This window comes from Clostridium ganghwense (assembly GCF_026735165.1).
Taxonomy (GTDB): Bacteria; Bacillota; Clostridia; order Clostridiales; family Clostridiaceae; genus Clostridium_H; species Clostridium_H ganghwense.
In genome coordinates this window covers 370,728-385,444 of the sequence record NZ_JAPQES010000004.1, presented here as the reverse complement: position 1 = coordinate 385,444, position 14,717 = coordinate 370,728, and the positions used below count along the sequence as shown (strand labels likewise).

General features: G+C 33.8%; 11 protein-coding genes. All 11 read left to right on the top strand.

The features are described from left to right. Positions 1-148 precede the first annotated feature (148 nt). The 11 genes from rpoB (at position 149) to rplW (ending at position 14,695) form a co-directional block, all read left to right on the top strand. A complete protein-coding gene (rpoB, locus tag OXH55_RS13085; RefSeq protein ID WP_268050425.1) occupies positions 149-3,868 on the top strand; it encodes a DNA-directed RNA polymerase subunit beta in 3,720 nt (1,239 codons plus the stop codon). A gap of 20 nt (positions 3,869-3,888) precedes the next feature. Then, entirely contained in the window at positions 3,889-7,425 is a 3,537-nt protein-coding gene (gene rpoC / locus OXH55_RS13080; protein WP_268050424.1) for a DNA-directed RNA polymerase subunit beta', read from the top strand. Between the two features lie 122 nt (positions 7,426-7,547). Then, positions 7,548-7,790 carry a ribosomal L7Ae/L30e/S12e/Gadd45 family protein gene (locus tag OXH55_RS13075; RefSeq protein ID WP_268050423.1) on the top strand — a complete coding sequence of 81 codons (243 nt, stop codon included), beginning with the start codon at positions 7,548-7,550 and terminating at the stop codon, positions 7,788-7,790. Positions 7,791-7,844: 54 nt separating this feature from the next. Continuing rightward, complete coding sequence (gene rpsL / locus OXH55_RS13070) at positions 7,845-8,222, top strand: 30S ribosomal protein S12 (RefSeq protein WP_268050422.1); 378 nt, start codon at positions 7,845-7,847, stop codon at positions 8,220-8,222. Positions 8,223-8,344: 122 nt separating this feature from the next. Next, the gene (gene rpsG / locus OXH55_RS13065) at positions 8,345-8,815 is read left to right on the top strand and encodes a 30S ribosomal protein S7 (RefSeq protein WP_268050421.1); all 471 of its coding nucleotides are present in this window, start codon (positions 8,345-8,347) and stop codon (positions 8,813-8,815) included. Between the two features lie 118 nt (positions 8,816-8,933). Continuing rightward, positions 8,934-10,994, top strand: coding sequence for an elongation factor G (gene fusA, locus OXH55_RS13060; RefSeq protein ID WP_268050420.1), 2,061 nt, complete (start codon positions 8,934-8,936; stop codon positions 10,992-10,994). Between the two features lie 182 nt (positions 10,995-11,176). Beyond that, positions 11,177-12,358, top strand: coding sequence for an elongation factor Tu (gene tuf / locus OXH55_RS13055; RefSeq protein WP_268050419.1), 1,182 nt, complete (start codon positions 11,177-11,179; stop codon positions 12,356-12,358). 387 nt (positions 12,359-12,745) lie between these two features. Beyond that, complete coding sequence (rpsJ, locus tag OXH55_RS13050; RefSeq protein ID WP_268050418.1) at positions 12,746-13,054, top strand: 30S ribosomal protein S10; 309 nt, start codon at positions 12,746-12,748, stop codon at positions 13,052-13,054. Positions 13,055-13,125: 71 nt separating this feature from the next. Beyond that, a complete protein-coding gene (gene rplC / locus OXH55_RS13045; protein WP_268050417.1) occupies positions 13,126-13,755 on the top strand; it encodes a 50S ribosomal protein L3 in 630 nt (209 codons plus the stop codon). Positions 13,756-13,781: 26 nt separating this feature from the next. Further along, the gene (gene rplD / locus OXH55_RS13040) at positions 13,782-14,402 is read left to right on the top strand and encodes a 50S ribosomal protein L4 (RefSeq protein ID WP_268050416.1); all 621 of its coding nucleotides are present in this window, start codon (positions 13,782-13,784) and stop codon (positions 14,400-14,402) included. Next, the gene (gene rplW, locus OXH55_RS13035; protein WP_268050415.1) at positions 14,402-14,695 is read left to right on the top strand and encodes a 50S ribosomal protein L23; all 294 of its coding nucleotides are present in this window, start codon (positions 14,402-14,404) and stop codon (positions 14,693-14,695) included. The genes rplD and rplW overlap by 1 nt, the downstream gene beginning before the upstream one ends. The last annotated feature ends 22 nt before the right edge of the window (positions 14,696-14,717 follow it).

Here is a 14,717-nt window from a genome sequence, read left to right as displayed (position 1 = left end):
CAAAAAGTTTAAGGTGTTACTAATAATTAGTACCAAATGAATTGAAATGGTTTTTTTGGTTATACTAATATGATGAGCGTGTATATATAGGTGAAAAACCTAGTGTGTTACATTTTTTGTTATTTCTTATGCGAGGGGTGAAATTTTAATGGTACATCCTATTCAAATTGGTAAAAGAACGAGAATGAGCTTCTCAAAGGTTAATGAAATATGTCCTATGCCAAATCTAATAGAAGTACAGTTGAATTCTTACAAATGGTTTTGGGAAGAAGGACTAAATGAAGTATTTGACGATATAAATCCTATACAGGATTATACAGGAAATCTTGTCTTAGAGTTTGTTGATCACAACCTAGATAAAGATGCTATTAAATATTCTGTAGAAGAATGTAAAGAAAGAGATGCTACTTATGCTGCTCCATTAAAAGTTAAAGTTAGATTATTTAATAAAGAAACTGGAGAAGTTAAAGAGCAAGAAGTATTTATGGGTGATTTCCCATTAATGACTCAACAAGGAACTTTTGTTATTAATGGTGCGGAAAGAGTAATAGTAAGTCAATTGGTTAGATCTCCAGGATCTTACTATGGATACAATGTGGATAAAACTGGTAAAAAGTTATTCTCTTCAACTGTAATACCTAATAGAGGAGCATGGCTTGAGTATGAAACTGACTCAAATGACATTGTATATGTAAGAATAGATAAAACAAGAAAGCTTCCTATAAGTATCCTAATAAGAGCGTTAGGTCTTGGAAGTGATATTGAAATTATCGACTTTTTTGGAGAAGAAGAGAGACTGAAGGCCACAATAGAAAAAGACAATACTAAAACTAGAGAAGAAGCATTACTTGAAATATATAAAAGATTAAGACCAGGTGAGCCACCAACAGTTGATAGTGCGGTTTCACTTATAAATTCTCTGTTTTTTGACGCAAAAAGATATGATTTGTCAAGAGTTGGAAGATACAAATTCAACAAAAAACTAGCAATTTCCCTTAGAATATTAAATCAGATAGCAGCTGAAGATGTTGTTAATCCTGCTACTGGAGAAATATTAGTTCAAAAAGGTGAAGTGATAGATAGAGACAAAGCACAGGAAATTCAATGCTGTGGTATAAATTGCGTAGATATTGAAATAGAAGATAAAATTATTAAAGTGATAGGTAATCACTTTGTTGACATACATAAAGTTATAGATTTTGACATATCAGATTTAAAAATAAAAGAACATGTACACTATCCAACATTAAAGAAAATACTAGATAACTATAGTAGTGAAGAAGCTATTAAAGAAGAGATAAAGAAGAATATTCATGAATTAATTCCTAAGCATATAGTTGCAGATGATATATATGCTACTATAAGCTATGAATTTGGATTGCCTTATGGAATCGGTAATATTGATGATATTGATCATTTAGGAAATAGACGTTTAAGATCTGTTGGGGAATTATTACAAAACCAATTCAGAATTGGTTTGTCAAGAATGGAAAGAGTAGTTAAAGAAAGAATGACTATTCAAGACCAAGAAGTTATAACACCTCAAGCATTAATAAATATAAGACCGGTAGCAGCTGCAATTAAAGAATTCTTCGGAAGTTCACAACTTTCACAATTTATGGATCAAACAAATCCATTATCAGAATTAACACATAAGAGAAGATTATCAGCTTTAGGACCAGGAGGACTTTCAAGAGAAAGAGCTGGTTTTGAAGTTAGAGATGTTCACCATTCTCACTATGGTAGAATGTGTCCTATAGAAACACCAGAAGGACCTAATATAGGACTTATAAACTCACTTGCTTGTTATGCAAGAGTTAATGAGTATGGTTTTATAGAAACGCCATATAGATTGGTTGATAAAAAATTAAGTAAAGTTACAGATAAAATAGTTTATTTTACAGCAGATGAAGAAGATCAATATCTAGTTGCTCAAGCAAAAGAACCACTAGATGCAGAAGGTCATTTTATTGATGATAAAATAACAGTTAGAAAAGAAGAAGATGTTTTAGTTGTTCCAAAACAACAAGTTGATTTAATGGATGTTTCTGCTAGACAAATAGTATCAGTTGCTACTGCAATGATTCCATTCCTTGAAAATGATGACGCCAGCCGTGCCTTAATGGGATCTAACATGCAACGTCAAGCAGTACCACTATTAAGACCAGCGGCTCCAATAGTAGGTACAGGGATAGAATATAAAGCAGCTGTAGACTCTGGAGTACTTCCAAAAGCTGAATATGACGGAACTGTAATTTATGTTAGTGCAGAAGAAGTAAAAATAAAGAGAGACTCAGATGGTAGAACTGATAGATATAAACTTCTGAAATATAAAAGATCTAACCAAGGTACTTGTATAACTCAAAGACCTATAGTAGAAAAAAATGAGAAGGTAAAAGCTGGAGATGTATTAGCTGATGGACCGTCTACTGATTATGGTGAAATTGCTTTAGGTCAAAATATACGTATGGGATTCATAACTTGGGAAGGATATAACTACGAAGATGCGATGCTTGTATCAGAACAACTTGTACGTGATGATGTGTTTACGTCTATTCATATAGAAGAATATGAAGCAGAAGCAAGAGATACAAAGCTAGGACCAGAAGAAATAACAAGAGATATACCAAATGTAGGTGAAGATGCACTTAAGAACATAGATGAAAGAGGTATAATTAGAATAGGTGCAGAAGTTAGATCGGGAGATATATTAGTAGGAAAAGTTACTCCAAAAGGAGAAACTGAGTTAACTGCTGAGGAGAGACTTTTAAGAGCAATTTTTGGAGAAAAAGCAAGAGAAGTTAGAGATACTTCACTTAGAGTTCCACATGGAGAAACAGGAATAATTGTAGATGTAAAAGTATTTACAAGAGAAAATGGTGACGAACTTCCTCCAGGAGTTAATGAGTTAGTAAGATGTTATATAGCTCAAAAAAGAAAGATATCTGTTGGTGATAAAATGGCAGGAAGACACGGTAATAAGGGTGTTATCTCTAGAATATTACCAGAAGAAGATATGCCATTCCTACCAGATGGAAGACCTCTTCAAATATGCTTAAACCCTCTAGGTGTACCTTCTCGTATGAATATCGGTCAGGTTCTTGAAGTTCATTTAGGATGGGCCGCAAGTGAAATGGGATGGCATATTGCAACGCCAGTATTTGATGGTGCACATGAAAATGAAATAGTTGAATTATTAGAAGAAGCTGGATACAATGGAGACGGAAAGACTGCATTATATGACGGAAGAACAGGAGAAGCTTTTGATAATAAAGTTACTGTTGGATACATGTATATCTTAAAACTTCACCACTTGGTTGATGATAAGATACATGCTAGATCTACAGGACCATATTCGTTAGTTACTCAACAGCCATTGGGTGGTAAAGCTCAATTTGGTGGTCAAAGATTTGGTGAAATGGAAGTTTGGGCACTTGAAGCTTATGGAGCAGCACATACACTTCAAGAAGTTTTAACTGTTAAATCAGATGATGTTGTAGGAAGAGTTAAAACTTATGAGTCCATAGTAAAAGGTGAAAATATTCCTGAATCAGGTATTCCGGAATCATTTAAAGTTCTTATTAAAGAATTACAGGCTTTATGCTTAAATGTTAAAGTGCTAAGCAATACTAATGAAGAAATAAAGATTAAAGAGTCTGTTGAAGAAGAAATGGAAGATTTAGGAATAAACATTGAAGGTGCAGAAGATACTGTTGCTTCTTCACCAAGTAGTGATGTTAATGCTAACACTGATTTAGTTAATAATAAAAATCAAGAAGATAATGATGTAAAATTAGAATATGATGAATTGCCATTAGATGAACTTGGTGACGGATTGGAACTAGAAGATTTTAATGATGAACATTAATGTGGAGGGAGGATTTACCCTTGATAGAATTAAATAATTTTGAGGCCTTGCAAATAGGGTTAGCTTCACCAGAGCAAATTAGAGAATGGTCAAGAGGAGAAGTAAAAAAACCTGAAACTATTAATTATAGAACACTTAAGCCAGAAAAAGATGGATTGTTTTGTGAAAGAATATTTGGACCTATAAAAGACTGGGAATGTCATTGTGGTAAATATAAAAGAGTTAGATATAAAGGAATAGTATGTGACAGATGTGGGGTTGAAGTTACAAAATCCAAAGTTAGACGTGAAAGAATGGGTCATATAGAGCTTGCAGCTCCTGTATCACACATATGGTATTTTAAAGGTATACCATCACGTATGGGACTTATTCTTGATATGTCACCAAGATCTCTAGAAAAAGTATTATACTTTGCATCATATGTTGTTTTAGATCCTAAAGAAACTCCACTATTAAAGAAACAACTATTGAGTGAAAAAGAGTATAGAGAAAGCGTTGACAAATATGGAGAAGAAAGTTTTGTAGCTGGAATGGGTGCTGAAGCTGTAAAACAATTACTAGAAGAAATTGATTTAGAACAGTTAGCTACAGAATTAAAAGAAGGATTAAAGACTAGCACAGGTCAGAAAAAGGTTAGAACTATAAGAAGACTAGAGGTTGTAGAATCTTTTAGAAAATCTAGAAATAGACCTGACTGGATGATTATTGATGTTATACCAGTAATACCTCCAGATTTAAGACCTATGGTTCAATTAGACGGAGGTAGATTTGCTACATCAGATTTGAATGATTTATATAGAAGAGTTATAAACAGAAATAATAGATTAAAGAAGCTTTTAGATTTAGGTGCTCCTGATATCATAGTAAGAAATGAAAAGAGAATGCTTCAAGAAGCAGTGGATGCACTTATAGATAATGGAAGACGTGGAAGACCTGTTACTGGACCAGGAAACAGACCGTTAAAATCATTATCAGATATGCTAAAAGGTAAACAAGGAAGATTTAGACAAAACTTATTAGGTAAGCGTGTTGACTACTCAGGACGTTCGGTTATTGTTGTAGGACCTGAACTTAAGATGTATCAATGCGGTCTTCCAAAAGAAATGGCACTTGAATTATTCAAACCATTTGTTATGAAAAAATTAGTTGAAAGTGGAGCTGCACATAACATAAAGAGTTCCAAAAAGATGGTAGAAAGAGTAATGCCTCAAGTTTGGGATGTACTTGAAGATGTTATTTCAGAGCATCCAGTACTTTTAAATCGTGCACCTACTCTTCATAGACTTGGTATTCAAGCATTCCAACCAGTATTAGTTGAAGGTAAAGCTATAAAGCTTCATCCATTAGTATGTACTGCATATAATGCTGACTTTGACGGTGACCAAATGGCGGTACACGTACCACTTTCGGTTGAAGCTCAATCAGAGGCGAGATTCTTAATGCTTGCTGCTAATAACATAATGAAACCATCTGATGGTAAACCAGTATGTGTACCTACTCAAGATATGGTTTTAGGTTCGTATTATCTAACGTTAGATAAGGACGGAGCCAAAGGAGAAGGAAGAGGATTCTCTAGTGTTGAAGAGGTGCTTATAGCATATCAATTAAAGGATATAGATGTGCATGCTAAAATAAAAGTTAAAATGTCTAAAGTTAAGGATGGAAAAGTTGTTAGTGGAATAATTGAAACTACACCAGGAAAATTAATCTTTAATGAAGCAATACCTCAAGATTTAGGCTTTGTAGATAGAAGTAAGCCAGAAAATGAATTTAAAATGGAAGTTGATTTCTTAGTTAGTAAGAAAAACTTAGGGAAAATAGTAGATAAGTGTTATAACAAGTATGGTGCAACTATAACATCTATAATGCTTGATAAAATAAAGGCAAAAGGATATCATTATTCTACTATAGGAGCTATTACTATTTCTGTATCAGATATGACTGTTCCTGAAAGCAAAGTTAAATTAATTTCAAATACAGAGGTTGCTGTAGATAAAATTGAAAAGATGTTTAGAAGAGGATTCATATCTGAAGACGAAAGATATGAAAGAGTAATAGAAAAATGGACTCAAACAACAGAAGACGTTGCCAACGCTTTAATGGATAACCTTGATAAATTTAATAATATATTCATGATGGCTGATTCAGGAGCCAGAGGATCTAAGTCACAGATTAAACAATTAGCTGGTATGAGAGGACTTATGGCTAATCCATCTGGTAAGATTATAGAATTACCTATCAAGGCATCCTTCAGAGAAGGACTTGACGTATTAGAGTACTTCCTTTCAACTCACGGAGCTAGAAAAGGTAATGCTGATACAGCTCTTAAGACTGCAGATTCGGGATATCTAACTAGAAGACTTGTAGATGTAAGTCAAGATGTTATAGTTAGAGAGGAAGATTGTGGAACTACAGAAGGGTATGAAGTTATAGAAATTAAAGAAGGAAATGAAATAATTGAGCCATTAAGCGAAAGACTTACAGGAAGATATACTGCTGAAGATATACTAAATCCATCAACTGGAGAAGTTATAGTTGAGAAAGATACTTATATGGATGGAGATATAGCCGAAAAAGTAGAATCTGTGGGCGTTAAAAATGTTAAGATAAGATCTGTATTTACATGTAAATCAAAACACGGAGTTTGTGCTAAGTGTTATGGTATGAACATGGCTACAGCTAAAAAAATAAATATTGGAGAATCTGTAGGTATAATTGCAGCACAATCAATTGGTGAACCAGGAACTCAGCTTACAATGAGAACATTCCATACAGGTGGAGTTGCTGGAGCAGATATAACTCAAGGTCTTCCTAGAGTTGAAGAATTATTTGAAGCAAGAAAACCAAAGGGTCTTGCGATAATAAGTGAAGTTGCTGGTACTGTAAGAATTGAAGAAACTAAGAAAAAGAGAATTATCCATGTAACAGATGATTCTGGAGAAGATAAATCTTATGATATACCTTTTGGTTCAAGAATAAGAGTTGCTAACGGACAAAGAATTGAAGCTGGTGATGAAATTACCCAAGGTTCTGTAAATCCACACGATATTTTAGCCATTAAAGGTGCTAAAGAAGTTAAGAATTATCTTTTATCTGAAGTACAAAAGGTATATAGACTTCAAGGTGTTGATATTAATGATAAGCACTTAGAAGTTGTTGTAAGACAAATGACTAGAAAAGTTAAAATAAGAGAATCTGGAGACACTGAGTTGCTTCCAGGAACATTAGTAGACATATTTGATTTTCAGTCAAAAAATAAAGATGTTGAAGAACAAGGTGGAGAACCAGCTACTGGTGATATTGCATTACTAGGAATCACTAAAGCTGCACTTGCAACAGATTCATTCTTATCTGCAGCTTCTTTCCAAGAGACTACAAGAGTACTTACTGATGCGGCTATTAAAGGAAAAGTTGATCCACTAATGGGATTAAAAGAAAATGTATTAATAGGTAAACTAATTCCTGCTGGAACTGGAATGATGAGATATAGAGCACTAAAATTAAATACAGAAGTTAATAAAGAACAAGAAGATTTAACAAATATTAATGAAGCTTAATATTGATTTTATTGACACAAGTAAAGTAAAATGATAAAATACATTTTGTGTGTATTATAATATGATTAGAGACGAAGATTTAAAGCTTTGTCTCTAACATGATGTTTTGAGGGGGGTCTACAATGTTTAGCCGGCTTGAAGGCCAGAAGGTCATTGGTTTAAAGCAAACTTTAAAACATATGAAAAATGGCGATGGACAGCTTTTATATGTTGCTAAAGATGCAGATATTAAGTTAGTTAATCCACTAATAGAATTGGCCAATGAGCAATCTCTTAAAATTGTTTTTATAGATACAATGAAGGAACTAGGTAAGGTTTGCGGAATAGATGTAGGAGCATCAGTTGTGCTAGTTCTGGACAAATAATTGGTTAACAACAAAAATTTATATAGCATTTATTAAATTAGAGGAGGTGGAAAAATGCCAACAATTAACCAACTAGTAAGAAAAGGAAGAAAGACTGCTGAGACTAAGTCAACATCACCTGCATTAAAACAATGTCCACAAAAAAGAGGAGTATGTACAGTTGTTAAAACTACAACTCCTAAGAAACCAAACTCAGCCCTAAGAAAGGTTGCTAGAGTAAGACTTACAAATGGATTCGAAGTTAGTGCTTATATTCCAGGTGTAGGACATAACCTACAAGAGCACAGTGTTGTTTTAATAAGAGGTGGAAGAGTTAAAGACCTTCCAGGGGTTAGATACCACATAGTTAGAGGTGCATTAGATGCAGCTGGTGTGGCTAACAGAATGCAATCAAGATCAAAGTATGGTGCAAAGAGACCAAAACAAAAATAATTTATTTGAAAATAGTGCTATGTCTTCAGCATTTATATAGATATTTTGCAGAAGAGAGCGCTTTACGGTGGAATTGCCGAGTACCTATGAATTAAATGTTAAAAGTTAAGGAGGGAAGAAAAGTGCCAAGAAAAGGATTTACACCTAAAAGAGAAGTATTACCTGATCCAATGTACAATAGTGAAGTCGTTTCAAAACTTATCAACTCTGTAATGCAAGATGGTAAAAAAGGATTAGCACAAAAAATATGCTATGATGCATTTGCTATACTTGGAGAAAAAACAGGGAAAGAAGCTATGGAAGCTTTTGAAGAAGCAATGAACAATGTTATGCCATTGTTAGAAGTAAAAGCAAGAAGAATAGGTGGAGCTACTTATCAAGTTCCTATAGAAGTTAGAACAGAAAGAAGACAGACTTTAGGAATAAGATGGATTGTTGCAGCTGCTAGCAAAAGAGGCGAAAAGTACATGAGAGAAAGATTAGCAGGAGAATTAATAGATGCTGCTAATAACACTGGTGCGGCTGTTAAGAAGAGAGAAGATACTCACAAAATGGCAGAAGCTAATAAAGCATTCGCACACTATAGATATTAGTAAAAATTTAAATTTAATGATAAAACTGTTTTGGATGTTACCAAAACAGTTTTATCCAATTATAAATTTTAACTTTAGATAAATAAAGTAATTTACTTATTGGGAGGAGGAAAAAAGAGTGGCTAGACAATACCCATTAAAAAAATTCCGTAACATCGGAATAATGGCTCACATTGATGCTGGTAAAACTACAGCAACAGAGCGTATATTATTCTACACAGGTAAAACACATAAGATTGGTGAAACTCACGAAGGTGCAGCTACTATGGACTGGATGGTTCAAGAACAAGAAAGAGGTATTACAATTACTTCTGCGGCAACTACTTGTTTCTGGAAAGAACATCAAGTTAACATTATAGACACACCAGGACACGTAGATTTTACTGTTGAGGTTGAAAGATCACTAAGAGTACTTGACAGTGCAGTTACTATATTAGATGCAAAGGGCGGAGTTGAACCTCAAACTGAAACAGTATGGAGACAGGCAGATAAATATAGTGTTCCAAGAATGGCATTCGTAAATAAAATGGATATATTAGGTGCTGATTTCTACATGTCAGTATCTTCTATGAGAGAAAGATTACATGCTAATGCAGTGCCAATACAAATTCCAATAGGAAAAGAAGAGAATTATCAAGGACACGTAGACCTTGTAAAAAATAAAGCTGTCATCTTTGATCATGAGTTAGGAGTAAACTTTGAAGAAGTTGAAATTCCAGACGAATTAAAAGATCAAGCAGAAGAATATAGAGCTTCAATGATAGAAGCTATAGTTGAGACAGATGAAGAACTAATGATGAAATATCTTGAAGGTGAAGAAATTACTGAAGAAGAACTTCATGCTGCATTAAGAAAAGCTACTATAGCTAATGAAATAGTACCAGTGTTATGTGGTACTGCATATAAAAATAAAGGTGTTCAACAATTACTAGATGCTGTTCTTGCATATATGCCATCACCACTTGATATAGAAGCTATTAAGGGTGTAAATGAAGATGGTGAAGAGGAATCAAGAGAAGCAGACGATAATGCACCTTTAGCAGCATTAGCATTTAAGATTGCTACTGACCCATTTGTTGGTAAATTAGCATTCACAAGAGTATACTCAGGAGTAATGACGAGTGGTACCTATGTATTAAACAGTAACAAAGGTAAGAAAGAAAGAATTGGTAGACTTGTTAAAATGCATGCTAACCACAGAGAAGAAGTTGAAGAGTTATATGCAGGAGAATTAGGAGCTGTAATTGGACTTAAGAATACAACTACTGGAGACACTCTTTGTGATGAAAAATCAGTAGTAGTTCTTGAAAGTATGGAATTCCCAGAACCAGTTATTTCTGTAGCGATAGAACCAAAAACTAAAGCAGGCCAAGAAAAAATGGGAATAGCACTAGCTAAACTTGCTGAAGAAGATCCTACATTTAGAACTTTTACAGATCAAGAAACAGGCCAAGTAATTATAGAAGGTATGGGTGAACTTCACCTTGAAATCATAGTTGATAGACTTCAAAGAGAATTTAAAGTTGAATGTAATGTTGGTGCTCCACAAGTTGCTTACAAAGAAACTATTAAGAATGCTGTTAAAGCTGAAGGTAAATTTGTAAGACAATCTGGTGGACGTGGACAATTCGGACACTGCTGGATTGAAATGATACCACATGAAGGTGAATATGAATTTGAAAATGCTATCGTTGGTGGTGCTATTCCAAGAGAATACGTTCCAGCTGTAGATAATGGAATTCAACAAGCTTCACAAAGCGGTATATTAGGTGGATACCCAGTTATTAATTTCAAGGTTAAATGTTATGATGGTTCTTACCATGATGTTGACTCATCAGAAATGGCATTCAAAATTGCTGGTTCTATGGCGTTCAAAAATGGTATGGCTAAAGCAACCCCTGTATTACTTGAACCTATGATGAAGGTTGAAGTAGTTGTTCCAGAAGAATATATGGGAGATGTAATGGGTGACGTTAACTCAAGAAGAGGTAGAATAGAGGGAATGAACCCAAGAGCAGGTGCTCAAGTTGTTACAGCATATGTTCCACTTTCTGAAATGTTTGGATATGCAACTGTTTTAAGATCAAGAACACAAGGTAGAGGAACATACAGTATGGAATTTGATCACTATGAAGAAGTTCCAAAGAGTATAGCAGATAAAGTTTTAGGAAATAAATAATTTGATTATTTATTTCAATACAATCTTTAATTCAATATAAAAACTAAATTATTAGAGTTTTAAATAAATGATTTAAAATAAATGATTCTAGACAAAAAAATTTTATGTCATAAATTTAAAGTCAAATAAATTTTATAAATAAAAATACTTAAATTAATTGAAAATTTAGGAGGGAATTTAAAATGGCAAGAGAAAAGTTTGAAAGAACGAAACCGCATGTAAACATAGGAACAATAGGTCACGTAGACCATGGTAAAACAACAACAACAGCAGCTATAACAATGGCATTAGCAAAAAAAGGTGGAGCAGAAGTACAAAACTATGAAGATATAGATAAAGCTCCAGAAGAAAAAGAAAGAGGAATAACAATCAACACTGCACACGTTGAATACGAAACAGACAACAGACACTATGCACACGTTGACTGTCCAGGACATGCTGACTATGTTAAGAACATGATCACAGGAGCAGCACAAATGGATGGAGCTATCTTAGTAGTATCAGCAGCAGATGGTCCAATGCCACAAACAAGAGAACATATACTACTAGCATCAAGAGTAGGAGTTAACCACATAGTAGTATTCTTAAACAAATCAGACCAAGTAGATGATCCAGAATTACTAGAATTAGTAGAAATGGAAGTAAGAGAATTATTAAGCGAATATGGATTTGATGGAGATGACTGTCCAGTAATAACAGGATCAGCATTAAAAGCAATCGAAGATGGCGAAGAACAATGCATATTTGACTTAATGGATGCAGTAGATGAATATATACCAACTCCAGAAAGAGCTACTGACCAACCATTCCTAATGCCAGTAGAAGATGTATTCACAATTACAGGAAGAGGAACAGTTGCAACAGGAAGAGTTGAAAGAGGAATTCTTCACGTTGGAGACGAAATACAAATCGTAGGAATGAAAGAAGAAATAGGAAAGACAACATGTACAGGAGTAGAAATGTTCAGAAAAATGCTTGACGAAGCAATGGCTGGAGATAACATCGGAGCATTATTAAGAGGTGTTCAAAGAGATGAAATCGAAAGAGGTCAAGTATTAGCACAACCAGGAACAGTAACTCCACACAAAAAATTCGTAGGTCAAGTATACGTATTAAAGAAAGAAGAAGGTGGAAGACATACTCCATTCTTTAATGGATATAGACCACAATTCTATTTCAGAACAACAGACGTTACAGGATCAATCGAATTACCAGGCGGAGCAGAAATGGTAATGCCAGGAGACCACATAGATATGACAGTTGAATTAATCACACCAGTAGCAATGGAATCTAACTTAAGATTCGCTATCAGAGAAGGTGGAAGAACAGTAGGTTCAGGAGTTGTTACTACTATAATAGAATAATTTAACTTAAAAGTTTAATATAATTAAGAATTTTAATAAAGGCCTTTATAAAGACAAAAGGAGAAGGAAAAATCCTTCTCCTTTTCTATTGAAAAAAAGCTAAATAGAGTATTTTTTATTTAATAATAAATAATATAGAAAGAAATTGCGATAAAAATTAAAAAATACTTGTCAAAACAAAAAAAATATTATACAATATAAGAGTTGTGACACGAGGATAGCGATGAAGCAAGAGGTTGCTGGGATATCCAGGGTATTCTTGACTGAGCATGTCTTGATCTTGAATCAGGCGGCGGTGTTATGTAAACTATGCAACACCTGGAACAGTTTACACAACACTGATGTTACATCTATGAATTGAAGAGGAATGAAAAGGAGGGAAATACAATGGCAAGTCAAAAAATAAGAATCAGATTAAAGGCTTTTGATCACAATATTTTAGATCAATCAGCTGAGAAAATTGTTGAAACTGCAAAGAATACAGGAGCTAAAGTAGCTGGTCCAGTACCACTACCTACAGAAAAAGATATAGTTACAATATTAAGAGCTACTCACAAATATAAAGATTCTAGAGAACAATTCGAAATTAGAACACATAAAAGACTTATTGACATATTAAGTCCATCACCAAAGACTGTTGATGCTTTAATGAGATTAGATTTACCAGCAGGTGTGGATATTGAAATAAAACTATAATTATCACAAGTTATTATGAGATATTATGATTGCCAAAAGTGATCCGCTAATATTTTAGGGAGGTGCGCAGAATGAAGAAAGCGATATTAGGTAGAAAACTTGGGATGACTCAAATATTTGATGAAAATGGTAAAGTTATTCCAGTTACAGTTGTAGAAGCAGGACCATGTGTAGTAATCCAAAAGAAAACTGAAGAAAATGATGGATATAATGCTATACAAGTAGGATTTGAAGATATTAGAGAAAAATTAGCTAATAAACCTAAAAAAGGACATTTTGCTAAAGCAGGTGCTTCTTTGAAGAGAATGGTTAGAGAATTTAGACTAGAAAATATCAACGAATATGAAGTTGGAAGCGAAATAAAAGCTGATATCTTTCAAGTAGGAGATAAAGTAGATATAACAGGAGTTTCTAAAGGAAAGGGATTCCAAGGCGTTATAAAAAGATGGAATTTTTCAAGAGGACCTATGAGTCACGGTTCTAAATTCCATAGAGCACCAGGTTCAATGGGTGCAGCTTCAAGCCCATCAAGAACTTTTAAAAACATGAAAATGCCTGGACAAACGGGAAATAAAAAAGCAACTGTTTTAAATCTTGAAGTTGTAAAAGTTATGACAGAAAAGAATGTTGTTTTAATAAAAGGTGGAATACCAGGACCAAATAAAGGCTACATTGTAATTAAGGATACAGTGAAAGCTTAAAGCTTTGGAAGAAAGGAGGATATAGAATGCCTACAGTAGATTTATTTAATAGAGAAGGACAAAAGGTTGGAGATATTCAATTATCAGATAGCGTATTTGCAGTAGAAGTGAACGAAAGTGCTTTACACCAAGTTGTAGTTGCACAACTTGCAAATAAAAGACAAGGAACTCAATCCACTAAGACTAGAGCAGAGGTTTCTGGGGGTGGAAGAAAACCTTGGAGACAAAAAGGAACAGGTAGAGCAAGACAAGGTTCAACAAGAGCACCACAATGGGTTCATGGTGGTATAGTTTTTGCTCCAAAACCAAGAGATTACAGAATGTCTGTTCCTAAATCAATGAGAAGAGTTGCTATGAAATCAGCATTAAGTAGTAAGGTTGCTGAAAATGAAATGGTAGTTCTTGAAAACTTGGATTTAGATGTGCCAAAGACTAAAGAAGTAGTTAAAATGCTTAATGCATTTGAAACTAAAAAAGCTTTAATCGTTGTGCCTGAGTCTAATGAAGATGTTTATAAGTCAGTAAGAAATATACAAGGGGCAACTGTAATCCCTGTTAACAATTTAAATGTATATGATATATTAAAATATGACAAATTTATTGTTACAAAAGAAGCAGTTGCTAAAATTGAGGAGGTGTATGCATAATGACAGTGAGCAGTTATGATATTATAAGAAGACCAGTAATAACTGAAAAAAGCATGTCTGATATGGCAGATAGAAAGTACACCTTCATTGTAGATATACATGCTAATAAATCTCAAATAAAGAGAGCAGTAGAAGAAATATTTGAGGTAAAAGTTGAAACAGTAAATACTGTAAGAATAATGGGAAAAGTAAAAAGAGTTGGAGTACACGTAGGAAAAAGAGCTGACTATAAGAAAGCTATAATCAAGTTAACTCCAGAAAGTAAAACAATAGAATTTTTTGAAGGAATGTAATATTTCACAAAAAAGCAGTTAT